A 23,851-nucleotide genomic window follows, 5' to 3' on the forward strand; every position below is an offset into this window, starting at 1 on the left:
CGGATTGAAACCCGATGCCTGAAAAGGCGTCGGGTCTTTTATTTTTATACGGTGCCCCAGCGAATGTTCAGACCGTTATCGATCTTTATCGGCACGCGCTATACCCGCGCCAAGCGCCGCAATCGCTTTGTTTCCTTCATCTCGATGACGTCGATGATCGGCCTCGCCCTCGGCGTACTGGCGATGATCGTGGTGTTGTCGGTAATGAACGGCTTTCAGCGCGAAATGAGCTCGCGCATCCTCGGCATGGTGCCGCATGCCACCATCGTCGGCGTCAACCCGATTGATGACTGGAAGCCCGTGGCAGCGGCCGCGATGAAAAACCCGGAAGTGACGGCGGCGGTGCCGTTCACCGAGATGGAAGGCATGCTCTCCTACAAGGGCACGATGCAGCCCATCCAGGTCAGCGGTGTCGACCCGGCGCTGGAAGGCCAGGTGTCGATCGTTGCCAAACACATCGTTCAGGGCAGTCTCGAAGCCCTGAAGCCGGGGGAATTCGGCGTGGTGATCGGCGAGATCACGGCACGCCGTTTCCGCTTGAACGTTGGCGACAAGATCACCCTGATCGTGCCGGAAGTCAGCAATGCGCCGGGCGGCATTACCCCGCGCATGCAACGGCTGAATGTGGTCGGCGTGTTCAAGGTCGGTGCGGAGCTGGACGGCACCATGGCGTTGATCCACATGGCCGATGCCGCGCAAATGCAGCACTGGGAACCGAACCAGGTGCAGAGCGTGCGCCTGGCGGTGAAGGATCTGTATGCCGCGCCGCAAGTGTCGAGCGACATCGCCACGGGGCTGGGCGCCGCCTACAAGGCTGACGACTGGACCCACACCCAGGGCAGCCTGTTCAGTGCGATGAAGATGGAAAAAACCATGATCGGCCTGCTGTTGCTGATGATCGTCGCGGTGGCGGCGTTCAACATCATCGCGACCCTGATCATGGTGGTGAACGACAAGGGCGCGGACATCGCCATCCTGCGCACCATCGGTGCCACGCCGCGGCAGATCATGGCGATCTTCATGGTGCAGGGCACGGTGATCGGGATTGTCGGCACCTTGATTGGCGGTGTGTTGGGTGTGATTGCCGCACTGAACGTCAGCGAGATGGTCGGCTGGATCGAGCGGGTCAGCGGGCAGCACATCTTCAGTTCCGACGTGTATTTCGTCAGCAACCTGCCGTCGGAGCTGCAAGGCGGCGATGTGGCGTTGATCTGCACGGCGGGCTTTGTCCTGAGCTTCCTGGCCACGGTTTACCCGGCATGGCGGGCGGCGAAGATCGAGCCGGCTCACGCGTTGCGCTATTCGTAAGCCGTTACACCGCTTTCGCGAGCAAGCCCGCTCCCACAGGGGAATGCATTCCAAATGTGGGAGCGGGCTTGCTCGCGAAGGGGCCGGAACTACTGGCCTCAGTCTCCTTTTGGTAACTCAATCACAAACCTGGTCCACCCATTCTCCCACAGGGGAATGCATTCCAAATGTGGGAGCGAGCTTGCTCGCGATGAGGCCGGAACTGCCGGCCTCAGTCTCCTTTTGGTAACTCAATCACAAACCTGGTCCACCCATTCTCCCACAGGGGAATGCATTCCAAATGTGGGAGCGGGCTTGCTCGCGAAGGGGCCGGTACTGCCGGCCTCAGTCTCCTTTTGGCAACTCAATCACAAACCTGGTCCACCCATTCTCCCACAGGGGAATGCATTCCAAATGTGGGAGCGGGCTTGCTCGCGAAGGGGCCGGTACTGCCGGCCTCAATCCCCCCTTGGCAACTCAATCACAAACCGCGTCCACCCATTCTCCGATTCGCAACGAATCTGCCCGCCATGGGCGCGGATGATCGACCGGGTGATCGCCAATCCCAATCCTGCATGTTCACTGCTGCCTTCGCGGCGCGCTGGATCTGCACGGTAGAAGCGGTCAAATAGCCGCGGCAGTAGCTGTGCGTCTATTGCGCTCCCTGTGTTTTCGACGCTCAATCTCAGGTCATTCGCTTGCTCGACAATGTTTACCCGAACCTCGCCATCGACCGGGGGTAAAACGTAGCGCGTTATCCAGTAAGTTGGACAATGCTCGCCTCAACATACTGCGGTCGCCTTCCAGGCACCCATGGCCTTCCCGTGCGAGCGTCACCTGCGCGTCTTCCGCCAGCGGCGCAAAAAACTCCAGTAACAGATCCGCTTCCCGTCCCAGTTCCAATGGTTCGCGCTTGGGGATCAACAATCCATGATCAGCCTTGGCCAGATAGAGCATGTCGTTGACCAGTTGCGCCATCCATTGCAGTTCTTCAAGGTTGCTGTGCAGGGCTTCACGGTAGTCCTCGATGGGGCGAGGGCGGGTGAGGGTGACCTGGGTGTGGGTCAGCAGGTTCGACAATGGCGTGCGCAGCTCATGGGCAATGTCGGCGGAGAACGCGGACAAACGCTGAAACGAGTCGTCGAGGCGTCCGAGCATGGCGTTGAAGTTGTGGGCCATTTCCGCCAGTTCCGGCGGCATGTTTTCTTCCGGCAGCCGCGAGTTCAGCGATTGCGCGGAAACACCGCTGGCCACCGCACTGATCCGCCGCAACGGGCGCAAGCCGCTGCGTGCCGCCCAGGCGCCAAGCAGCGCGGTGGCCAGGGCTGACAGGCCGACGGTCAACCAGATCAAATGCTGCATGCGTTGCAGAAAGTGCTGGTGGTGGGTGATGTCCAGCAGCAAGGTCAGTTGCGGTGAGTCGGGTTTGTCCGCGAAAAGCGGTGCATTCAGCACGCGGTAATCCGTGCCTGCATGGCTCACCGTCGACAATCCCGGCTGGCGCGGCAATGCCTGTGGAATGGTTGTCGAGCTGTCATACCAGCGCCGGCCGTCGCTGCCAGTGATGCGCAGGGACAAATCAGCCTGTCGGCTCAATTCTTCTGCCAGCTTCACTTCGCTATCACTGGACTGAAAGTCGTGCAGGTCCCGGCGCAAGCCCATCAGCTTGCCGTGCAGCAGTTGCTGGTCGAGTTCAATGAAGTGCGCTTCGCTGGCGCGGCTGAACAGCACGCCGGCGAACAACGACACCACGGCGGTGCAGGCGGCAAACAGCAGCGCCAGGCGGCTGCTCAAGGACAGCTGGCGCATCAGGCGGGGCGCTCTTCAAGGACGTAGCCCATGCCGCGCACGGTGTGGATCAGTTTGTTGGGGAATTCATCGTCGATCTTCAGGCGCAGACGACGGATCGCCACCTCGATGACATTGGTGTCGCTGTCGAAATTCATGTCCCAGACCTGGGACGCAATCAGCGACTTGGGCAGGACTTCGCCCTGACGGCGCAGGAGCATTTCCAGCAGGGCGAACTCCTTGGCGGTCAGGTCGATACGCTGCCCGCCGCGTTCGACCCGGCGACGGATCAGGTCCAGGCGCAAATCGGCCAGTTGCAAGCTGGTTTCCTGAGGCGTGGCACTGCCGCGGCGCAACAGGCTGCGGACCCGGGCCAGCAGTTCGGAGAAAGCAAACGGTTTGACCAGATAGTCGTCGGCGCCCAGTTCGAGGCCATGAACCCTGTCCTCCACGGCGTCACGCGCGGTCAGAAAAAGTACCGGGGTGTCCAGGCCAGCGCTGCGCACCGCTTGAAGAATTTGCCAGCCATCTCGACCGGGCAGCATCACATCGAGAATCAGCAGGGCATATTCGCCGCTGAGGGCCAGTTGCTGGCCGGTGCTACCGTCAGCTACCAGCTCCGTGTTGAACCCGGCCTCGGCCAGGCCCTGGCGCAGGTAATGTCCGGTTTTCGGTTGGTCTTCGACAATCAGCAGTTTCATGGGCGACTCATGCAAATGGAACGAACGCTTTATACCGTGGGAAGCATTCGCACAGGGCAACCTGACAAAGTTGTAATCTGGCTGTCAGGTTACGGGCAGTGGCAGCAGTTTAGAGTTTTGCGCACGCTGAGCCTTATCTTGTTGGAGTATGACGATGTTTTTACGCAAATTCGTGGCGCCAATCGTTTGTTTGCTGGCGCTGAGTTCACCGGTGTGGGCGGACGCCGGGCATACCTACGATTTCGGTCAACCGGCCCCGGCGGCCAAGGCGACCCGCAGCGTCGAGGTGGTCATGGGTGACATGTCCTTCACGCCGAAGGCCATCGACGTCAAGGCCGGGGAAACCGTGCGCTTCGTGCTGGTCAATAAGGGCCAGTTGTTGCATGAATTCAATCTGGGTGATGCGGCGATGCACGCCAGACACCAGCAGGAAATGTTGCAAATGCAACAGAGCGGGATGCTGACGCCAACCGGCATGAAGGCAATGGATCACGGCAACATGGCTGGCATGGATCACAGCAAAATGGACCACGGCATGAAACATGACGACCCGAACAGCGTACTGGTGGAGCCGGGCAAGACCGCCGAGCTGACCTGGACCTTCAGCAAGGCCACCAATCTGGAATTTGCCTGCAATATCTCCGGCCATTACCAGGCTGGCATGGTTGGCAAACTGACTGTCAGTCAGTAAGCACTCAAAGGCTGGAGCAAAGGCTGATAGAATCTGCTGATTCTTCAGTCAGGTTTCCGCCATGCATCCCGCAGCCGAACACTCGCCGCTGGGCAAATCCAGCGAATACATCGCCACGTATACACCTTCCTTGCTGTTCCCGATCCCGCGCACCGCGAAGTGGGCGGAGCTGGGCCTGACGGCCGAAACCCTGCCGTATAAAGGCGTGGACTTCTGGAACTGCTTCGAACTGTCGTGGCTGTTGCCTTCGGGCAAGCCTGTGGTCGCGATCGGCGAATTCAGCATTCCGGCGGATTCACCGAACATCATCGAGTCGAAGTCGTTCAAGCTGTACCTCAACTCCCTGAACCAGACGCCGTTTGCCGATACCGCGAGCCTTGAGGCGACGCTGGTCAAGGATTTGTCGGCTGCCGCCGGCAAGCCGGTGGGTGTGCGCATTCGCAGTCTCAAGGATGTCGAGCGCGAAGGCGTCGTGGCCTTGCCGGGCGTGTGCATCGATGAACTGGATATTCGCGTCAGCAACTACGAGCAGCCACGGCCGGAACTGCTGCGTTGCGATGATTCGCGTATTGTCGAGGAAAGCGTGCACAGCCATTTGCTCAAGTCCAACTGCCCGGTCACCAGCCAGCCGGACTGGGGCAGCGTGGCGGTGGAGTACCGCGGTGCGGCGCTGGATCACGCGAGCCTGCTCGAGTACATCGTCAGCTTCCGTCAGCATTCGGATTTCCATGAGCAGTGTGTAGAGCGGATCTTTCTCGACCTGCAGCGGTTGCTGAAGCCGGAAAAACTGACGGTGTATGCGCGTTATGTGCGTCGTGGCGGGCTGGATATCAACCCGTATCGCAGCACTGAAGACGTACAACTGCCGAACCATCGCCTGGTCCGCCAGTAAAGCTTTAATGTGGGAGCGGGCTTGCTCGCGAAGGCTGCTTCACATTCAACGATGATGTTGAGTGACCCACCGCTTTCGCGGGCAAGCCCGCTCCCACAGGGGATTTGCATTGTCAGTCGTAGAAGTGAAAAAGCCCTGCTATTGCTAGCAGGGCTTTTTTGCATCTGGCGGGGTTCAGATCCCCATGTTGGCCAAGGCCAGCCCGATGTTGCGCAGGGTGCCGGCAAGTGTCGGATGTTCGAGTTCGAAGCGCTCAACGGCCAGGTTCACACCGTCGGCGAGGCTGGAATCCTGGGTTTTGGTTTCAAGCTCAAGCTTCAACTCGATCTGTTGCATCAGTTCGTGTAACTCGGCGCGTTCGGCTTCGGACAGTGGAGGATTCTGTTCCAATTGCTCGCGCAGGGCATTGAGCTGTTCTTGCAGTTCGCGGGCAGGCATGGCGTTCTTCCTTCTCTCGATTGGCACTGGCATAGACCACGGCAGCACGCCAAAGGTCTATGGCTGACCTTTAGATTAATCCACTCGTGCATAACGTGCATGATCTCTGTCAGGGCTTTTCGCCCTTGAGTCGACGCAGGCAGATATCGGCCAGGCAGGTGTCGAGTTCACCGAGGTGATCGATCACCGAATGCACGCCCAGACCGAACAGTTGCATCGTGGCCTTGGCGCGTTTGATGTCGCGTTCTTGCGGGGGCAATGCTTGCCATTCCTGAGGCGTCAACCCGCACAGCGAACCGCAGGACGCCAGGCCGATGGTCCACAACCCGGCGTTGAGTCCCGATTGCAGCAAGCGGGGCTCGCCGCTCACCAGTACACAGCCGTCGAGTCGCTCGACGTTCAGGGCCATCAAGGCTTGCCAGCAGGCATTCGGGGCGGGCCATGGATTATTTGTTGCTGGATGTTGCGTGGGTTTGATCCATTTCGGCAGCGCAGCGGCCAGGGATTGGCTGAGGGCCGGAGGAAGTTCATCGAGCCAGGCGCAAGGGATGTGCTGGCGCTGCAAACTGCGCAGGCTATCCAGTGCGCCGGGTGTGGCCTCGGCGTGTTCGCTCGAGTGACTGCCGTGCCGGTGCGTGTGCGCGCCGAAATCCACCAGGCAGCCACTGAGCCCGAACAGTACGGCGGTCAGGCTGGGTGCGGTTTGGGGCAAGGCTTCGGCGAGTGGCATGTGGACGTCCCTGAAATAGCCTGAAGGCTAGCGGGCGACGGTGACAGTTGAGTGACATGGATGTGAATCGCTCACATTTGGCACGATTGCTTCGGTCTGGATTCCGTGCAAAGTGCCTTAAACGGCGTTTACGTCTTATACTTGCCAACTTATTGCCTGGGCCAAGTGCCCGAGCCAGTACAAACCAAGGAGTTTTTTTCTATGCGCTGGAGCAATTATCTAGCCAGGATTTGTGTGTGCGCCAGTGCGATGGTGGTTCCGTTCGTTGCCCAGGCAGCGACGGAAGAGGATCCTTGGGAGAGCGTCAACCGCCCGATCTACAAGTTCAACGACGTGATCGACACCTATGCCCTGAAGCCTCTGGCCCAGGGCTACCAGTACGTGACGCCGCAGTTTGTCGAAGACGGCGTTCACAATTTCTTCCGGAACATCGGTGATGTGCGCAACCTGGCCAACGATATCCTGCAGGCCAAACCTCACGCTGCAGGCGTGGATACCGCGCGAATCATTTTCAACACCACCTTCGGCTTGCTCGGCGTGATCGATGTCGGCACCAAAATGGGCCTGCAACGCAATGACGAAGACTTCGGTCAGACACTGGGTTACTGGGGTGTCAGCAGCGGCCCTTACGTGATGCTGCCACTCCTGGGGCCAAGCACCTTGCGTGATGCGCCGTCGAAGTACGTCGACAGCTATACCGGCGCTTATCGTTACGTAAACGACATTCCGGTGCGTAACTCGTTCTACGCCCTGGACATCATCGATACCCGGGCCAACCTGCTGTCGAGCGAGAAGCTGATCACCGGTGACAAATACACCTTCATTCGTAATGCGTATTTGCAGAACCGTGAATTCAAGGTGAAAGACGGTCAGGTCGAAGACGATTTTTAACGTCGACCGGTAAATTGAGAAGGCGGCCATCAAGGCCGCCTTTTTTTGTCTGCGAAGTCCCGCATGCGCATGAAATCGCGCTTTTCGCTGTAGTCCCGACCGGTTTGACTCATGGAATCAATCCTTCCATTGGGTTACGGATTTGCCTGTTCTTATAACTCTCTGTGATTTGACAAATAAAGACGTCAAGCGACCATCGGCGTGAGCTTGAAACGCCCCGCGGATGGGAGTACCGTCTGCGCCTTAGAAGGGCACCTCTGGTGCACATGTGTGTAGGGCGAATGCCCGAAAGCGGTGCGACAGAGAGGCTAGAAAGCGAATCCAGTAGTCAGCGCCGGGCCAAACCCCCGCCTGCTACGCCAACCTAATTCTGGCGCCGTTTGCCCACATGCCAAAAACCAGTGCCACGCTGCTGATAATCGATGATGACGAGGTAGTGCGCGCGAGCCTCGCCGCCTATTTGGAAGACAGTGGTTTCAGCGTCTTGCAGGCCAGCAATGGTCAGCAAGGTCTTCAGGTATTCGAGCAAGACAAGCCCGACTTGGTTATCTGCGATCTGCGCATGCCGCAGATGGGCGGACTCGAACTCATCCGTCAGGTGACCGGGCTATCGCCGCAAACGCCGGTGATTGTGGTTTCGGGCGCGGGCGTGATGAACGACGCGGTCGAAGCCCTGCGCCTGGGCGCCGCGGACTACCTGATCAAGCCTCTCGAAGATCTGGCTGTGCTCGAGCACTCTGTGCGCCGGGCCCTGGATCGCGCGCGCCTGCTGCTGGAGAACCAGCGCTACCGCGAGAAGCTGGAAAAGGCCAACCGCGAGCTCGCTGCCAGCCTGAACCTGCTCCAGGAGGACCAGAACGCCGGTCGCCAGGTGCAGATGAACATGCTGCCGGTCAGCCCCTGGGCCATCGACGAGTTCAAATTTGCTCACCAGATCATCCCGTCGCTGTACCTGTCGGGTGATTTCGTCGACTACTTCCGGGTCGACGAGCGCCGGGTAGCTTTCTATCTGGCGGACGTTTCCGGTCATGGCGCCTCTTCAGCCTTCGTCACCGTGCTGTTGAAGTTCATGACCACGCGCTTGCTGTTCGAGTCCAAGCGCAGCGGCACCTTGCCGGAATTCAAGCCTTCAGAGGTCCTTGGTCATATCAACCGGGGCCTGATCAGTTGTAAGCTGGGTAAACACGTCACAATGGTCGGTGGAGTCATCGACGAGGAGACCGGTTTGTTGACCTATAGCATCGGCGGTCATTTGCCGTTGCCTGTGTTGTACACGCCAGACAGTGTTCGTTATCTGGACGGGCGTGGTCTGCCGGTGGGCCTCTTCAACGAAGCCACCTATGAAGATCACGTGCTGGAACTGCCGCCGACGTTCAGCCTGACGCTGATGTCTGATGGCATTCTGGATCTTTTGCCAGAACCCACACTCAAAGAAAAAGAAGCAGCGTTGCCTCAACGGGTCAAGGCTGCGGGCGGCACCCTGGATGGGTTGCGGCAGGTTTTTGGATTGGCCACGCTAGGGGAGATGCCGGATGATATCGCCCTGTTGGTGTTGAGCAGGAATCTTTAATGAGTACCGGTAGAATCCAGTTCGCCGAGCAGGACGGCACCTTCGTCCTGAAGTTCGTCGGTGAAGTTCGCCTGACCCTGTGTTCGGCGTTGGATGCGACTATTGAGCGGATCTTCAGCGCGTTGAATTTCAACACGATCGTGATCGATCTGACCGAAACCCGCAGCATCGACAGCACCACACTTGGCCTGCTGGCCAAGCTATCGATCCTGTCGCGGCAGAAAGTCGGCCTGCTGCCGACCGTCGTCACCACCCACGACGACATCACGCGCCTGCTGCAGTCCATGGGCTTCGAACAGGTGTTCAACATCGTTGACCAGCCAGTGCCGTGCCCGGAATGCCTGGACGACCTGCCAGACCAGGATCAGTCCGAAGAAGTGGTGCGGATCAAAGTGCTCGAAGCGCACAAAATCCTCATGGGCCTGAACGACACCAATCGCGAAGCCTTTCATGACCTGGTGAATGCGCTGGAGCGGCACTGATCCACTGAATTGATGTGGGCCGGACAGGCCCCATCGCGAGCAAGCTCGCTCCCACAAGGTTCTGGTCAAACACAGAATTGCAATTCACCACAATCCACTGTGGGAGCGGGCTTGCCCGCGAAGGCGTCAGTCCGTTCACTGCAATGTTGAATGCGAGGCCGCCTTCGCGAGCAAGCCCGCTCCCACATTGGTTTTGCACTTGGCGCACGATTCGATTTCAACCCACAATACCTGTGAGTGCGAGATGGCTGACAAAAAAGGGCGAACCCACCAAGGTTCGCCCTTTTTGCATTACATCAATTCAGATCACAGCTTGGCCTGCAACAACGCCTCAAGCTTCTCCTGATCCCGGGCGAACTGACGAATACCTTCAGCCAGTTTTTCGGTCGCCATCGCATCTTCGTTGGACAACCAGCGGAACTGCGATTCGTTGAGGCTCAAGCGCGCTTCACCGGCATGGCCCGGCACCAGTTTGCGCTCCAGCTTGCCGGTATCCGCAGCCAGCTTGTCGATCAGGTCCGGGCTGATGGTCAGGCGGTCGCAGCCGGCCAGTTGCTCGATCTGCCCCAGATTGCGGAAGCTCGCCCCCATGACCACAGTCTTGTAGTCATTGGCTTTGTAGTAGTTGTAGATGCGCGTCACCGACTGCACACCCGGATCGTCTGCACCGAGGTAGTCGTTGCCGGTGGCTTTCTTGTACCAGTCGTAGATACGGCCCACGAACGGCGAAATCAGGAACACCCCGGCGTCGGCACAGGCGGCCGCCTGAGCGAAGGAAAACAGCAGGGTCAGGTTGGTCTGGATGCCTTCCTTTTCCAGGATTTCGGCAGCGCGGATGCCTTCCCAGGTGGACGCGATCTTGATCAGCACGCGGTCGCGGCCAATTCCGGCCTTGTCGTACAGTTCGATCAAACGATGCGCACGCTTCAACATGGCGTCGGTGTCGAACGACAGGCGCGCATCCACTTCGGTGGAAATACGGCCCGGAATCACTTTCAGGATTTCTTGTCCCACGGCCACGCCAAAACGGTCGCTGGCCAGGCCCACATCGCCCTTGCAGTCATTGACGCTGGCGTTCAGCAGTTCGGCATAAGCCGGAATGGCCGCAGCCTTGAGCAGCAGGGAAGGGTTGGTGGTGGCGTCCACGGGTTTAACGCGAGCGATAGCTTCGAAGTCGCCGGTGTCGGCAACTACGGTCGTCATTTGTTTGAGTTGTTCCAGCTTGGAAGTCATGGGCGTGCTCTGTCCTATGGATCTGTTGACATTACCCGAGCGCTGACAGCCACTCAAGGGTGCGTGCGTGTATCAATGCCCCCTGTGGCAACAACCTGAAAACGGGTGTTTGAAAGGTGGGGCGCGGTATCGATAAATAGGATGCCAATCGGGCTGACAGGTTCAACTCATCTGACGGTTAGCGCCTTGTAATCAGATCATTCGACGCCTGAATCCTCTGTTAACTCTCGCGGCACCTTACGTGTAATTAACGATATCGTTGAAGTCTATATAGTTCGATTGCGGGCTCAATAATTGTTATAAAAAGTCAATTAACACCCTGGTCAAGTTGGTCTTCGCGCTAGCAGGTGTAATGTTATCTGGCAGAAGTTTTGGTCGTTAGAATACGTCCAGTACAAATATAAAATAAAGTGTAATGTAATAATTGGGAGTGTGTGTTTGTAGAAATAACTTCACAACGTGAAGAGGTATATGTGTTTGGATGCGTTTGATGATTTGATGCTTGGCTATGCACTAAAAAAATTGACCGACGTATTTGAAGAAATCGTGGAGGTTTCGAAAAACACCGCTTCGGACAAGGCGACGTGCTTGCTGGATATCAGACAATCCAAAACCGCAAAAAAAATCCCCGTCTGGCTGCGGCGTCTGCGAGGCAATACCCCATATCAAGTGACCCATGTCCTGATCGATCAGATGCACGCCTCTCGAAAACTCAAGCGCAACCAGCGTTTCGCGGCACAAGTTGCCTTGCTGGAAGCGCTGGTAGAGGACGGACTGGCAATGCACATCGCCAGTTATTCGGTGGTTGTCGTAGAGAATCGTCTGAAGTGCTTTGTTGATCAATGAGCGTTGTATCTACTGAACACGCACCCAGTGTCCATTGCACTGGAAAATTGCATGAGGCGGTGAGGAAGTAGATTGGAGTCAAAACTGTACATCGCTCAATACGCCGGAATCACCGTCATGCTTCCAGCGGCCATGGTCGTCGCAGGTTGGTTATGGTGCATGGCATCCAGAAAACTCGCCGTTCTTTGGCTAGGCGTACTGTTCGTAGCCTATTTCGTCGTAGGTCTCAGTAAAGTGCTGTTCAAGGGCTGGGGAATCGGCCTGGAAAGCCTGAATATCGCGGTCATCAGCGGCCACGCAATGAACGCCTGCCTGGTGTCGACCGTTGTACTGAGTTTGCTGTTTCGCCAACTGGATCATCGGCTTCGATGGCTGGCATTGGGGGCGGGGCTGCTGTCGACCTGGTGGTTCAGCATCCAGTATGTCGGGCAGACAATTCATCCTCTGCCGGAAGCCATTGCCGGAGCGGTTGTGGGCTCAGCCGCGGCGTGCGTATTTCTTTTCAGGCTGGAGAGAAAGGAAATCCGCAAAATTCCCCGGCAGGCGCTGGTGCTGGGGTTGGCGGTAATTCTAATGAGTACGAGCATTCCCAAGTACACCGCAGAGGGGGTCTTGAACTCGCTAGCGGTGACCCTGTCGGGGGCGGAAAAGGCTTTTATGCAGCCTCATTGGCGCACCTCTGACAGGGCGTCACGGTTATAGAGGTTGGCTTGATTTTGAGTCCTGGCAAGAATGCGGGGGCTAGGACTCACTACTGTTTTTCTCTTCAATCCGGGCCAACAACTCTGCAGTTTTCAACTGCATCAGGGCTACATCGCCGCGACTCTCAACGGTTAGCAGGATTTCAGATTCGGTCTCCGAAAGGTGGACTTTGAAACGCCACTCAGTGAACGTCAGGCTTAGGCCATTGCTCTCGTCCATGTCCAGTGCCTTACCGGCATACAGGGAACAGAGATGTTCTAGTACGTCAGTCGGATTGCGGACTGCACATCGAATTTCCCCGGAGGAGGGGAAGAGCCCAATGCGTTCCACCAGTAATCTGGGTTGAGTGGAGTTTGCGGAGGGTGCTCTTTCGTACGTCCGCAACCAGGCCATCAATCCACTGTTGCCCTCGGTGAACTTCTGCCCAAAAACCATATTGCCCGGTGCAAAAGGGTCCAGCGATGTATAGACAGAGTCGATAGGTGATCTGGAAGCGTTCATAGTGGTCTGCCTTGCAAAAGGTTTATGGCCGCTCAGAAATGCGGCACCCAAGCGCTAAAAAAATACCGATTACAGGCCTTGCTTATACAAACTCTCATAACAGAAATTGGTCGCAGCGATATAGCCTTCGGCGCCACCGCAGTCGAAACGCGTGCCCTGGAACTTATACGCCAGTACACAACCATTCTGGGCCTGCTTCATCAGCGCATCGGTGATCTGAATCTCGCCACCCTTGCCCGGCTCGGTATCCTCGATCAGGTCGAAGATATCCGCCGTCAGGATGTACCGGCCGATGATTGCCAGGTTGGACGGTGCATCTTCCGGCTGTGGCTTCTCGACCATGCTGTTAACACGGTAAATCCCTTCCCTAATCTGCTCGCCCGCAATAATCCCGTACTTGCTAGTCTGATCCATAGGCACTTCCTGGATCGCTACGATCGAGCACCGGAACTGCTTGTACAGCTTGATCATCTGGGTAAGCACACCATCGCCATCCAGGTTCAAGCACAAGTCGTCTGCCAGCACCACCGCGAACGGCTCATCGCCGATCAGCGAACGGCCGGAGAGAATCGCATGCCCCAACCCCTTCATCTCTACCTGGCGGGTATAGGAAAAGGTGCACGTATCCATCAACTCGCGGGTACCGTTGAGAAAGTTCTCCTTGTCGGTACCACGAATCTGATGCTCCAGTTCGTAGCTGATATCGAAATGGTCTTCCAGCGCCCGCTTGCCGCGCCCGGTGACGATCGCCATGTGCTGCAGGCCGGCATCCCGTGCTTCCTCAACTCCGTACTGGATCAACGGCTTGTTGACGATCGGCAGCATTTCCTTTGGCATCGACTTGGTAGCGGGCAGAAAGCGCGTGCCATAGCCGGCAGCAGGGAACAGACATTTACGGATCATAGAAGCGTCCTTTACTCCAATGTATAAGAGAAACCATCATTTACTGCGGACAGCACTAAGTTGTCCCCGCCAATGGGCAGTGCCTCCCAATTCTCGTTATGCTCACGGACGAAGCCATGGTCTTAAGTATCCGTGAGCTCAACGGATTGTTTGACTGGCTGCTTACAACGCCACACAATCAAACCGATCAACACACCGACAGTATTGGCCAAGGCGTCGTAAGGTGATGCCGTGCGCAGCGGCATCAGTGCTTGTGCATATTCGATCAGGATCCCCGTCAGCAGACAGCCCAAGGCGATCCAGCGCGCTTTGACCCGCAGGAAGGCCAACTGGCAACTAAAAGACAATGCGAAAAAACCAACCAGGTGATGCAGCTTGTCTTCCTGGGCAAAGGCTTCGGGAATCGGTTGCGCTCGCAAAGCGGCGGTCAGCAAGACCACACTGACGATGATGAAAAACAGCGTGCGTATCCATTGGGAAAGTTGTGTGACACCCAGGAGTAACGAACTCATTCGGTGATCTTCTCAAAGTTTTTATAGAACGCATCTTTGTCGCGGCCATTGGTCATTGTGTACAGCGAATACTGGCGGTTAAGACGCGCGCCACCATCGCGGGTCAACGGAGCCCAGACCAGATTGGCACGACGCATCGTGGAAACGCTCATCAACTCGTCGAAGGGGACCGAGATATAGATACCTTTGTCGAAGCTACCCTCGCCGAACTCTTCTGACGTGGCCGTGGTGCGGGTGACCCAGCCACCGAACTTCACGCCGTTACTGAACTCATGCGACAGATCGAACGTGGCACCCCAATCGCGCGCCAGGTAACGCCCGACACTGACCGCCGCCTGCAAATCGAAAGGCAGTTCGGTATAGGTGGTGATGTGACCGGTCGCGGTCTTGTAATCGCGCAGACCAAAACCCTGGTCAAATTCGCGCTGGCGTACATAGTTCAAGTCTGCACCCACGGCCCAGCGCTCGCCCATGGGGCGGTACAGCAATTCACCGCCGACCCCGGCGAACATTGACTCCAGATAACCGCCATACACCATGCCAAACAAGTCTTGATCCAGTTGCTTGGCATGGTTGAGCTGAAATGTCGGCATTGTTACATCAGAGGTGATGACGTACTTGCGCAAATCGGTCCGCACTCGGGGCAGGTTGCTCGGCGCGTCGTACTTGAACTTATCAAAGTTGTTCAGCAGATTGGTGCTTATGACCCCGCTCGTCCACGTACTGCGGGTAAAGCGGTATTCTGCGTCCACATCAGCAGTCAGTTGGTACAGCATGCCGTCGGGACCGCCAACGTTTTGCTTGTAACCCAAGCCAATACCATAGGTGAAACGATCGAGAGCCTGGGTGTACAGTGTGTTTTCAATGTGCGGCGTGGCCCGGTTCAATTCGGTGGTGCGGTGCAGGTCTGTAAGGTCTTGTTGGTTGTTCACCACGGCCCGGAAGGTTTCGCGCGGCACACTGGTTTCTTCCACAGGCATGTCGTAACGCTTGTTCACCATCGTGAACCAGTCGATTTCGTCATTCGCGCTGTTGTCCAGAATCCGGCTGGCCCGGCCCACGCCTTTGGCTGAGTAGAAATAGCGCGACTGCTCGCCATACACAATCAGCTCGGAATCGCGCTGAGCAATGCGCTCGACCTTATAACCTGCGTTGTTTTCCAGTCGTTTGGAAACCCCAGCCCAGTCGACCTGATCGAGCGGAGTCGTTGGCTCGTGTGCCGGCAGCGCTTCGACAGCGGGGTCGTAGCGCTTGGCCGGCGCCTTGCGGCTGGCGAAATTGGTATGAAAAGTGATGCCGAACAACGCGGTGTTGCCGCGCTCCCAACCGGCGGTCAAATCGACTGAGTCAGTTAGCTTGAACACCGCCCCGATGTTTATGGGCGTGTCCTGCTTCAGACTACTCTTTAGCGGCTCGTGCTTGTAGTCGTTACCGTCGAACTCGAGTTTCAAGCTCAGGGGCGACCAGGGCGTCTGATAGGCTACGCCGCCAAACAACGCGGGCGAGCCTCGAAAATACGAGCCGGTATTGACGTTGCCCGCGTCTGCGCCCGTGTTTACCGGGCGTGTATCAAAGCGCTCATCGAGGTACCCCAGCGGGTTTTCGAAATCCCCGCGGTTACCGATGTAGCCCCAAGCAACGCCCAGGCTGAAATCCAGATCGTAGTAACGTTTGTTTGCCACAAAGTATTCGCTGGAGAACAGGCCGGTGCCCCCGACATCCCGAAAGCCGAGCGCGACCTCGGGCAACCAGTGGCTTTCTTGCCAGAGGCGGGCTTTGACATCGACCGCCTTGTCTTTATAACTCTGGTCGCCACTGAATGATTCGGCCCCGTATTTACGGTTGCTGATAGCGGTATAACGAAAACTGCCTTCCAGCCAGTCAAGGGGCTGTATTGAAATGCTATAGCGAGAATATGGCTCTGTCCGGTTGGCGTTCAGGCTGAATTCGCCAGCAGGCGCCATCCGTGCGGTGGGGGTTTGCAACAAACCCACGCCACCGAAATCATTCTGGGTAAAACGCGGCTCAGCATGAGCCAAGCTGTAGGGCAACAACACTACGGCGGCAAAACGTAACTTCAAGGGGCCACCTCGGGCAGCGGTTGGGTGGCGAGAAACTGGGCAAGCTGCTCGTTCAAGTCGGGGGTGGGCAGGTCCGGATCATCGTTGCGCACGGGCACCAGAATTGTGCTGCCTGCGGCGACAAACACCCCATCTTCGCGGTTCCAGCCAGCGATACCGACTCGCTTGACCTGGCCGTCGGGATTAATCAGCCACACGTAATCAGCATCTGCGTCGGTCACTGGCAGACAGCTTTTGAGATATTCATGGGCTTGTTGCGGGGCGCGATACGGCAGCGTGCAGGACTTTTCCACTGCGCCCAGGACGGTGACCGTAGACGGGCGTCGGGGGTAGATCAGATGGTCGCCGTCATTGAGCGAGTAATTGAGGGCGAACGCGACTTCCAGCGCCACGGGGTCGAGCGCCGCGACTTTTCGGCCGGTGACGGGTAGTCGGCTGACCTCTTCAAACAGGCGCGCAGCCAGAGCTGCAAGGCTGTTGTTGTCTTCCAGCAGGGCGCCACGTTGAAGCAATTTCAGATCGAACAGCACCCCGGCTTTAAGGCGGGTTTGCTGCTCCATCAATGGCTGGTGCAGCCAGGCGGCGGCCAGCCAGTAACTTTCGGGGTTCGGACGTCCCTGGCTGACGGCATCGAGCAGGCGTGCACCTGGCACGAACGTGAAGGATCCGGCGTTTAGTACGTCACCCGTGACTGTGACAGCGGCCTGAGTCATCGCAGAACTTGCCAGCAACAGGCAAGCCGACAGCGTTTTCGAATATCTCACCGAGCCGTCTCCCGGTCAGGGCGCAATTGCACAATCTTCAAGAAAAGTTCCGGCGTGAGATGTTGTTCGCTCTGCAGGATCAAGCCATCGGCAGGCCTGACCCAAAAACGGTTGGTGGCCTTGAATCCCAGCTCGGGTATGTCGATGCGTTCGTCTATGCGCTGCAACGCATAGTCCTTGTCCAGGATGGTGACGGTTTCGATGGCCTCTCGACTGAATCGACTGTTAACCGCCAGTCCGACCCGCGGACCCTGATAGGTATCTATCCAGCGAGTACTGCTGTAACCATCGGGCAATCGCTGCAAGCCAAGCTTGAACGGCGACTCGCCGTTGAAGCGCGTGCCATCGAGATTAATGCCCAGGCCGACAGTGCGCACGACCAGACCATCTCGCATCAACAACACTTGCTTGCCGGAGGCGACCCAGAACTCCAGGTCGTCCTGCTGACGAAGCTTGGCCAACACACCTTCGCTGGCGTCCGTGGTGACCTTTATCTGCGCATAGGGCAGGGCCTCCACTTGCGCCGCAGTCACTTCCAGCGGCTGGACGCCCAGTGTGGAGGCTTTAAAGGTATCCAGGGACGCCTGCATCAAGGGATTACAGCCACACAGCAGTAAACCCACCGCCAGGCATGAGCTGTTACGCAAAGTTTTCAAAGCGGCTCAAACCTTATCGACTGCTGGCTTCACTGAGATTATTTTGAGCCGCTGCTCCGGTACCCAGGATAAGAGCCGAGGGCAGCAATTGACTGATCAAGCGGTTCCAGCGGGTCACGCCTGCAGGGCCGACGTAGACAATGTCCTGGGGTTGCAGATCGAAGCGGCTGGCGATAGCAAACGCGGTAGGCGATTCGGCGTCCAGTTGAAAGACTTTTGCCGGCTCGGTTTCAAGGTTCTCGGCACCTCGAATGACATACAGCGCATTGCCATTGGAGGTGGTCTGGTTCAGTCCACCGACCGTTCCGATCGCATCGGCCAGATTCATCCGATTGATTTTGAACGTGAGCGCCCGAGGCTGGCTGACCTCACCCATGACGTAGATCTTTTTCCGGTCGTTGTAGGGCAGGTACAACTGATCGCCGTCTTTCAAATAGACGTTATGCAACTGCGAGCCTTTGCTGTTAAGCGAGTCCAAGTCGAGCGGATACTCACGTCCGTCCCGGGTCAGTGTCAGGCCGGCAAGGTCGGCATTCAATGGATCGACAGTAGCAGTACCCATGGCTTCGACGACACTGAGCGGCGAAGTGGTAATGGGTTGTTGACCGGCTTTCAAAATAGCACCGGAAACAACTACTTTTTGACTGGCAAAGCGCAAAACACTCAAGTCAACCTGGGGGCTGTCGACGAATTGCGTCAGGCGCTCGGCAATAAAACCGCGTAGCTCCTCGATGGTTTTGCCGGCGGCATGAATATTGCCGATATAGGGATAAAACATGGTGCCGTCCGGGCGTACCAGACGGCCGTTCGCATCAATTTGCTGTTGTGCACCCGATGGTGCAGTCAACTCAGGATGGTCCCACACAGTGATGTACAACACATCATTGGCGCCAATCCGGTAAGCACCCGGCTTGTACGCCAGCAACTCGGCGGGCACCGAGGCTTGCATTTTTGTCGCCGCGTTCTGGGCAATCAGTTTGGGCGTTATCGGAATCAACTCGATCCGACTGCTTTCCGGTGAGCCATCACGGCCGACCTGGCTGGTATCCAGGTGTTGACCGGGCGAGAACATACAGCCTTGCAGGGCAACACCTGCAAGCACAGCGAGCGACAAACTACGAATCATGATTGAGGACACTTGTGGAGGGAACACATCAGAACGGAACCACCCGGATTGCTCCGGGTGGTAGAAGGCTATCGACCTCGCGGTGCGCTTAGCGTGTACCGGTGGTGCCTGTGGTGCCGGTAGTGCCGGTAGTGCCACCGTCATTGTTGTTTCCGCCACCACTGGATGACAGCGCTGCGGCTCCGGCTATAACCGCGGCGCCGATGCCGAGAGCAGTCCCTGTGGTCAGGCTGCCCACGAGAGGGGTGTTCAGACTCAAAGGAGCGTTTGCTGCGGGTTTTGCAGGTGTGCCTGGAGCAGAAGACGCTGCTGGAGGCTCAGCGGCCATAACAGAGGCACTCAAAGAAAGCATTAGAACGGAAGCAAGTAGTTTGGTCATGGTAGATTCCTTTTTGATGCATCGTCGGTATTGGCGGTGAAACGAAGAAGCGAGCGTGCAAGGCCAAAAACGCTGAGCGTCCAGTAACGTTAAGGATAGTATCGATTCGAACTCGATGAGAGTGGACCTTTGGGTCATTCCTCAGTGAGATTTATCTTGCGATTATTGCCTCAAGAATACCTGCGTAGGACGTCTAACGGGTCTGACGTTTTATAACGCGACCGCTGTTTCTAACAATTGTTATCGGGTATGTGGTGCAAATGTCGTGCTTCGCACCTGATTTCCACGCCATACAAGTGATGAGCAGTGGCACTGGCCATAGCGTTGTGGGTTAGCGGCTTGCCAGTGCGAAGTATCGGCCATCATTTTCGGCAAGCCACACGTGGTTTTCCAATCCAACTAATGGGCGACCTTTTTTGGGGCGACCCAGCATTACGCTAATGGTTTTCCAAACCGACTGATTTAGCTCTCGCCGCACAGTAAAAATAATCAACTACCGAAAAGCTGTGTGCGATTTTTGATTTTTCGGGAAGTCTTCGCTATTTTTCGTAAGCGCACAGTATTGAAAATTACGAATTCTAATTGCTGTTAAGTGATCTCTATACTCTAAGTCGCTAAAGTCATTGTTTTTGAACGCTCTATCATGCCCTAGATCCCTCGTCTGCATTGCAAGGTTTATAGACTGGCTGAGAAGCTCGGTATGATTATAGAGTGTTATAGTACGACTACTTCGGCCTCTAGGGAGATATTGAATTTCGATTTAATATCATGCTGTATTTGGCTCATAACATGCAGCACGTCCTCTCCGGTAGCACTTCCGGCATTTAATAAAACGACAGGACGTTTTGTATCGGTAAGTACGTTATTGGCTTTTTTTCCGGCCCAATTGGTGTTTTTCATAAGCCAGCAAGCCGATATTTTAACCGATTGTTTGTCGTGCTCAAACCATTCGATTTCTGGGAACTGATTTCTTAAGTCCTCAAACTCTGCATTAGGTAAAATAGGGCATTTAAAAAAACAACCGCAATTTCCTATTTTGTCAGGGTTGTGAAGGGTCTTGGTCCTAATAACACTTACAATCTTGCGCTTGATTTTAGCTGGGAGAATGCAAAGCGTTAAAATATCCCGAATGCAAGAGAAGCTAAATTTGATTTTTGGTCGAGGGGAAAATTTAAGCGTTATACTTTTAAAGGAGAGACGTATTAGGCGAAAGGTGTCCTTCAGAAATTCGAGCTTTGAATATTTTGTTGAGTTGATCAACTCTTTTACTGATAAGTTTGATTTGCATAGTCTAAAGGTAACATAGCAAATGAAAAGTTCAGGTTTGGATTTGAAATGACTAGTTCGATAGCCAAACTCGCATTCGTCTTTACTTAAATCACTGAAAATCCCAGTTTTTAAGTTGTAGCAATGAACCGTTTGAATGAATGTAGAAGCTTCCGCACCGTATGCACCAATATTTTGCACCGGTGCCGCGCCAACCGAACCTGGAATTAAGGATAGATTTTCCAACCCGAGATAGCCTTTGCTAACAGTAAAGCCTACAAGGTCATCCCAAACAACACCAGAGCCAACTTTAACTAGTACATGGCTGTTGTCGTCTTCAGTCGTTTCTATGGTGCTTAGATTGGACTGCACTACTAGGCCGTCTACAAAACTTCTAGGGATAATGTTATATCCACCACCTACGATTGAGGTCTTTGAAGTGAAAAGTCCACCTTTTCCTTTACTGACCAAGCTATCGACAGTGTGCACTTTAAAAATTTCAGTGCAATGTGATTTAACTTTGAATGAGTTTTGGATTTTATTACTCAGGTTCATAGTATTGACTTCGTGATCTAGATGGGCGGGTGGTTGATTTGAGTGAGTTATAAAGCAGAGCCTTGGAGGGGTAGTGCTTCTAGCTACTTCTGCTATGATTTAGTCTCTAGTTTCCTCTGAATTAACATTTTCAGGAAGGCAAAGTTTGACGTTAAATACCTTTTCCACATGCGTCGCGGCTCTTGATAAATCCTGAATGCCCATTCCAATCCGGAATTTTGCATCCATCTAGGAGCACGTTTAACTTTTCCAGAAACGACATCAAAACTACCACCGACGCCCATGACAAATTCGACGTTAAGTTTCGGAGCCCACTTGTAGATAAACATCTCTTTCTCAGGCGACTTGATACCTATAAAAAGCATATTCGCACCCGATGCATTGATCTGATCGACTATTTCAGCCTCCCTTCCCCAAAAATAGCCATCGTTATATCCTGCTATTTTGAGATTGGTTAATCGGCTCGAAACGTTTTCAATCATGTTCGCTAGTACTAGACTAGTAGCGCCGAGAAAATACACAGAGTACTTGTTTTTTTCTGCAACTTCTAATAGTTCAGTGAACAAATCTACACCAGCTACCCGTTCGGGAATTGCGAGTTTTAGTAGTTTCGCCCCCCATAACGCACCCATCCCGTCGATATTAATAAGATGAGAGCTGTTGACTGCCTTTAAAAGTATTGGATCTTTTTGGCAGTTTACAATAGTTGCAACGTTTAAGTCGCTTCGAACAAAACACTTTCGCCCGCTGTCTATAGATGCACAGATTTTTGAAATGGTCTCTGCTTTTGAATCAAGTTCGTAACGGAGGCCGAATAGATTGTTGTCGTTCATTTAGCATGCACCTTTAAAGCTGTTTTATATCTTGATAGCATTTCATCTACTGTAAAAAAGTCATGCCGCTTTGTGGAAGTGTTATTGTTGTCTAGCCATTTTTTTTGGTTCTTGTAACATGTGGTTATTTTTTCAACCAAGTCTATTAGATCATTGGGTGTGAAAAAATACACTCCTGCATCGTTATCCTTTTTTCGGAATACTGGGATGTTGGATGCTAACACCATATGTCGTCTTTCCAATGCCTCATAAAAAACCAGCCCAAAACCCTCGTATTGAGAAGGGACAACTAATAGATCTATATTTTTGAGTGTAGTAAATGGCGTTTCAGAATAACCATGAAGTACAATGGTTCCCTCCATTTGTTCTGATTGGATTTTTGCTAATAGTAATGACTCAAGCTCTCCTGAACCGACGATGTGTAGTTTGGTTTTAATATGACTATTTTGCTTTGAAAATATAATAAAGGCATCAAGTAGGATATCAATTCCTTTTTCAACACCCAGGCGTCCAATATATCCAACTTCAAATAGGTCGTTGTCTAGGTGCTCAAAGTTTTCTGATGGATTACTCGATACCCCATTAGAAATAGTCACGACATTGAGTTTTGGGTTTAAATCGAGCAGATAGTTTTTGACTTCGGGTGATACTGCAATGCATTTAGTATTGCTCAGGAGGCTGAATATATAATTTTTATTAGGAAAAATACTATGGCATACGAATATAACATTGATTCTTCTGGCAAGTATAAAGGGTAGAAGAAACATGCGGTGGTGAATAATAAATGTGTTGTTTGGGTTTTTGATTAATTCGATAGCAAATAATAAGAAGGCATAGAGAACGCTCGATCGCCGTTGACCATTTTTATCTAGGATATAGTCAAATGAAATGATTTTTGATTCTTCTGCGTTGTCGTCATAAAGAAGCTTTAATATTTTTTGCGCGCCTCCTAATTCCTTGGAAGAATGGTTAATTAAGTGGATTAGCATTCTGTTGTCCTCTGAATATTCCACATCTGATTACCATTAGGGGAATAAGGTACATGATAAAGCCGTAAATCGGATAGAATAAAGATGAGAGATATAAGCAAGCTACAAATATTGGTGGGGATAATGTTCTGGATTTTTTTCCTATGTTAAATAAATCATATGCGAAAATCGCAAAAGAAATTGCTCCCATCTCAAATAAATATACATATATTTCAGCGTTGTCACGTCTGGTTAGTGCTTGGTCAAAAGTGTAGTTACTCCTACTGAACTCTAAAATGTTGGAGTAGTAACCCCAGTTAGAGAGTCCGTGGCCAATCATTTTTGTGACTAGGTTATCGGTTAACCAAATGTTGATAATGTTTGCTGCGGTGTAGGTCCTGGCCATGGCCGACCTATCATCAAAGTCATTTACAGCTACGGAGAAATAAAAATAGATAATGGCGGCAGTAGCAACGATAGCGATTGGGATTATTCGTCGGAATGATTTTAAGTGCCGCTCAGCGTAAATGCTAAACACACAAATAGCTAAGAGTATGAAGATGGTTCTATTTTCACTCAGATACAGACAAAGGATTGATAAGGAAGCCAATCCATAATCAGTCCATTTTTTTTGTTGTTGATGATAATAGTATAAAAAAAGCCAAGAAAATAAAGCAAGTCCATACCAGTTAGGCTCTAAAAAAAAGCCTCGCATACGGGTCCCTAAATTTCCTTTGTTTGCGTAGTAGCTGGAGTCCAGTCCCCGGAGTTCTAATTGAATATTAAATACGTTAATAAAAAGATATTGTATGAGTCCCGTCGAAACCAATGTAACAACTGCAAGTTTAGAGAGTTTGCTCCAGTTAACGTAAGCGTACACATGGTTTATGAATATATACATCAGCGCATAGATGGCTAAATAAGACAGTATGGAAAAGTACACGTCTAAGTTCTTTGCCAAGGCTATGTGAGCTATTGAGTATATAAGTAAGATTGATGTGGGCTTGTCTAGAAGGTTTCTAGTCAGAAAGGGTTTATTTGAATTGATGTTGTTTA

24 protein-coding genes and 1 pseudogene are annotated in these 23,851 nt (G+C 53.9%); 8 read left to right on the forward strand and 17 right to left on the reverse strand.

The window, feature by feature from the left end; all coding sequences use genetic code 11:
* Nucleotides 1-63: 63 nt before the first annotated feature.
* Nucleotides 64-1,308: a lipoprotein-releasing ABC transporter permease subunit gene (locus ABIA48_RS23975; protein ID WP_310062118.1), complete on the forward strand. Its 1,245-nt coding sequence runs from the start codon at nt 64-66 to the stop codon at nt 1,306-1,308.
* 437 nt (nt 1,309-1,745) lie between these two features.
* Here the strand turns inward: ABIA48_RS23975 and ABIA48_RS23980 are convergent.
* Nucleotides 1,746-3,096: pseudogene (locus tag ABIA48_RS23980) on the reverse strand (heavy metal sensor histidine kinase).
* Nucleotides 3,096-3,776: a heavy metal response regulator transcription factor gene (locus ABIA48_RS23985; RefSeq protein WP_007984290.1), complete on the reverse strand. Its 681-nt coding sequence runs from the start codon at nt 3,774-3,776 to the stop codon at nt 3,096-3,098. The pseudogene ABIA48_RS23980 and the gene ABIA48_RS23985 overlap by 1 nt, the downstream one beginning before the upstream one ends.
* A gap of 154 nt (nt 3,777-3,930) precedes the next feature.
* Here ABIA48_RS23985 and ABIA48_RS23990 point away from each other — a divergent pair, with 154 nt between their 5' ends.
* On the forward strand, nt 3,931-4,467 hold the full coding sequence (locus ABIA48_RS23990; protein ID WP_429491833.1) for a cupredoxin domain-containing protein: 537 nt from the start codon (nt 3,931-3,933) through the stop codon (nt 4,465-4,467).
* Nucleotides 4,468-4,528: 61 nt separating this feature from the next.
* Nucleotides 4,529-5,359, forward strand: a complete 831-nt coding sequence (gene queF, locus ABIA48_RS23995) for an NADPH-dependent 7-cyano-7-deazaguanine reductase QueF (protein ID WP_429491835.1) — start codon at nt 4,529-4,531, stop codon at nt 5,357-5,359.
* Nucleotides 5,360-5,533: 174 nt separating this feature from the next.
* Here the strand turns inward: queF and ABIA48_RS24000 are convergent, their stop codons facing one another.
* Complete coding sequence (locus ABIA48_RS24000; protein WP_095151804.1) at nt 5,534-5,797, reverse strand: DUF4404 family protein; 264 nt, start codon at nt 5,795-5,797, stop codon at nt 5,534-5,536.
* Between the two features lie 109 nt (nt 5,798-5,906).
* Entirely contained in the window at nt 5,907-6,527 is a 621-nt protein-coding gene (locus ABIA48_RS24005; protein ID WP_429491837.1) for an HAD family phosphatase, read from the reverse strand.
* A 201-nt stretch (nt 6,528-6,728) separates the two neighbouring features.
* Between ABIA48_RS24005 and ABIA48_RS24010 the strand changes: the two genes are divergently transcribed.
* The 3 genes from ABIA48_RS24010 (at nt 6,729) to rssC (ending at nt 9,470) form a co-directional block, all read left to right on the forward strand.
* Complete coding sequence (locus ABIA48_RS24010) at nt 6,729-7,418, forward strand: MlaA family lipoprotein (protein ID WP_429491839.1); 690 nt, start codon at nt 6,729-6,731, stop codon at nt 7,416-7,418.
* A 388-nt stretch (nt 7,419-7,806) separates the two neighbouring features.
* A complete protein-coding gene (gene rssB / locus ABIA48_RS24015; protein ID WP_007984301.1) occupies nt 7,807-8,988 on the forward strand; it encodes a two-component system response regulator RssB in 1,182 nt (393 codons plus the stop codon).
* Entirely contained in the window at nt 8,988-9,470 is a 483-nt protein-coding gene (rssC, locus tag ABIA48_RS24020) for an anti-sigma factor antagonist RssC (RefSeq protein WP_429491841.1), read from the forward strand. Before rssB ends, rssC begins: the two co-directional genes overlap by 1 nt.
* 306 nt (nt 9,471-9,776) lie before the next feature.
* Here rssC and tal read toward each other — a convergent pair whose 3' ends face one another.
* Nucleotides 9,777-10,703, reverse strand: coding sequence for a transaldolase (gene tal, locus ABIA48_RS24025; RefSeq protein WP_429491843.1), 927 nt, complete (start codon nt 10,701-10,703; stop codon nt 9,777-9,779).
* A gap of 471 nt (nt 10,704-11,174) precedes the next feature.
* Between tal and ABIA48_RS24030 the strand changes: the two genes are divergently transcribed.
* Together ABIA48_RS24030 and ABIA48_RS24035 are read left to right on the forward strand one after the other, a co-directional pair.
* On the forward strand, nt 11,175-11,549 hold the full coding sequence (locus ABIA48_RS24030) for a hypothetical protein (protein ID WP_429491845.1): 375 nt from the start codon (nt 11,175-11,177) through the stop codon (nt 11,547-11,549).
* A 72-nt stretch (nt 11,550-11,621) separates the two neighbouring features.
* Nucleotides 11,622-12,251, forward strand: a complete 630-nt coding sequence (locus ABIA48_RS24035; protein ID WP_429491847.1) for a hypothetical protein — start codon at nt 11,622-11,624, stop codon at nt 12,249-12,251.
* A gap of 39 nt (nt 12,252-12,290) precedes the next feature.
* On the opposite strand, the gene ABIA48_RS24040 is transcribed toward ABIA48_RS24035, so the two are convergent.
* From ABIA48_RS24040 to ABIA48_RS24095, 12 genes are all read right to left on the reverse strand, one after another.
* Nucleotides 12,291-12,752 (reverse strand): mannose-1-phosphate guanylyltransferase, encoded by a 462-nt coding sequence (locus ABIA48_RS24040; protein WP_429491849.1) that lies wholly within the window; start codon nt 12,750-12,752, stop codon nt 12,291-12,293.
* A gap of 69 nt (nt 12,753-12,821) precedes the next feature.
* Nucleotides 12,822-13,655 (reverse strand): UTP--glucose-1-phosphate uridylyltransferase GalU, encoded by an 834-nt coding sequence (gene galU / locus ABIA48_RS24045; RefSeq protein ID WP_310062149.1) that lies wholly within the window; start codon nt 13,653-13,655, stop codon nt 12,822-12,824.
* Nucleotides 13,656-13,777: 122 nt separating this feature from the next.
* Complete coding sequence (locus ABIA48_RS24050) at nt 13,778-14,167, reverse strand: VanZ family protein (protein WP_429491851.1); 390 nt, start codon at nt 14,165-14,167, stop codon at nt 13,778-13,780.
* Nucleotides 14,164-16,248: a YjbH domain-containing protein gene (locus ABIA48_RS24055; protein ID WP_429491852.1), complete on the reverse strand. Its 2,085-nt coding sequence runs from the start codon at nt 16,246-16,248 to the stop codon at nt 14,164-14,166. Before ABIA48_RS24055 ends, ABIA48_RS24050 begins: the two co-directional genes overlap by 4 nt.
* Nucleotides 16,245-17,012 (reverse strand): capsule biosynthesis GfcC family protein, encoded by a 768-nt coding sequence (locus ABIA48_RS24060; protein WP_429491854.1) that lies wholly within the window; start codon nt 17,010-17,012, stop codon nt 16,245-16,247. Before ABIA48_RS24060 ends, ABIA48_RS24055 begins: the two co-directional genes overlap by 4 nt.
* Entirely contained in the window at nt 17,009-17,668 is a 660-nt protein-coding gene (locus tag ABIA48_RS24065; RefSeq protein ID WP_429491856.1) for a YjbF family lipoprotein, read from the reverse strand. The genes ABIA48_RS24060 and ABIA48_RS24065 overlap by 4 nt, the downstream gene beginning before the upstream one ends.
* Nucleotides 17,669-17,681: 13 nt before the next feature.
* A complete protein-coding gene (locus tag ABIA48_RS24070) occupies nt 17,682-18,794 on the reverse strand; it encodes a polysaccharide biosynthesis/export family protein (RefSeq protein ID WP_429491858.1) in 1,113 nt (370 codons plus the stop codon).
* 88 nt (nt 18,795-18,882) lie between these two features.
* Nucleotides 18,883-19,173 carry a hypothetical protein gene (locus ABIA48_RS24075; RefSeq protein ID WP_429491860.1) on the reverse strand — a complete coding sequence of 97 codons (291 nt, stop codon included), beginning with the start codon at nt 19,171-19,173 and terminating at the stop codon, nt 18,883-18,885.
* A 714-nt stretch (nt 19,174-19,887) separates the two neighbouring features.
* Nucleotides 19,888-20,994 (reverse strand): UDP-N-acetylmuramate dehydrogenase, encoded by a 1,107-nt coding sequence (gene murB / locus ABIA48_RS24080; protein ID WP_429491862.1) that lies wholly within the window; start codon nt 20,992-20,994, stop codon nt 19,888-19,890.
* A 92-nt stretch (nt 20,995-21,086) separates the two neighbouring features.
* Nucleotides 21,087-21,827 carry a WecB/TagA/CpsF family glycosyltransferase gene (locus ABIA48_RS24085; protein ID WP_429491864.1) on the reverse strand — a complete coding sequence of 247 codons (741 nt, stop codon included), beginning with the start codon at nt 21,825-21,827 and terminating at the stop codon, nt 21,087-21,089.
* On the reverse strand, nt 21,824-22,816 hold the full coding sequence (locus ABIA48_RS24090; RefSeq protein WP_429491866.1) for a glycosyltransferase: 993 nt from the start codon (nt 22,814-22,816) through the stop codon (nt 21,824-21,826). Before ABIA48_RS24090 ends, ABIA48_RS24085 begins: the two co-directional genes overlap by 4 nt.
* A complete protein-coding gene (locus ABIA48_RS24095; protein ID WP_429491868.1) occupies nt 22,797-23,738 on the reverse strand; it encodes a hypothetical protein in 942 nt (313 codons plus the stop codon). Before ABIA48_RS24095 ends, ABIA48_RS24090 begins: the two co-directional genes overlap by 20 nt.
* Nucleotides 23,739-23,851: the final 113 nt, after the last annotated feature.

The organism is Pseudomonas sp. S30_BP2TU TE3576, from assembly GCF_050436025.1.
GTDB lineage: Bacteria > Pseudomonadota > Gammaproteobacteria > Pseudomonadales > Pseudomonadaceae > Aquipseudomonas.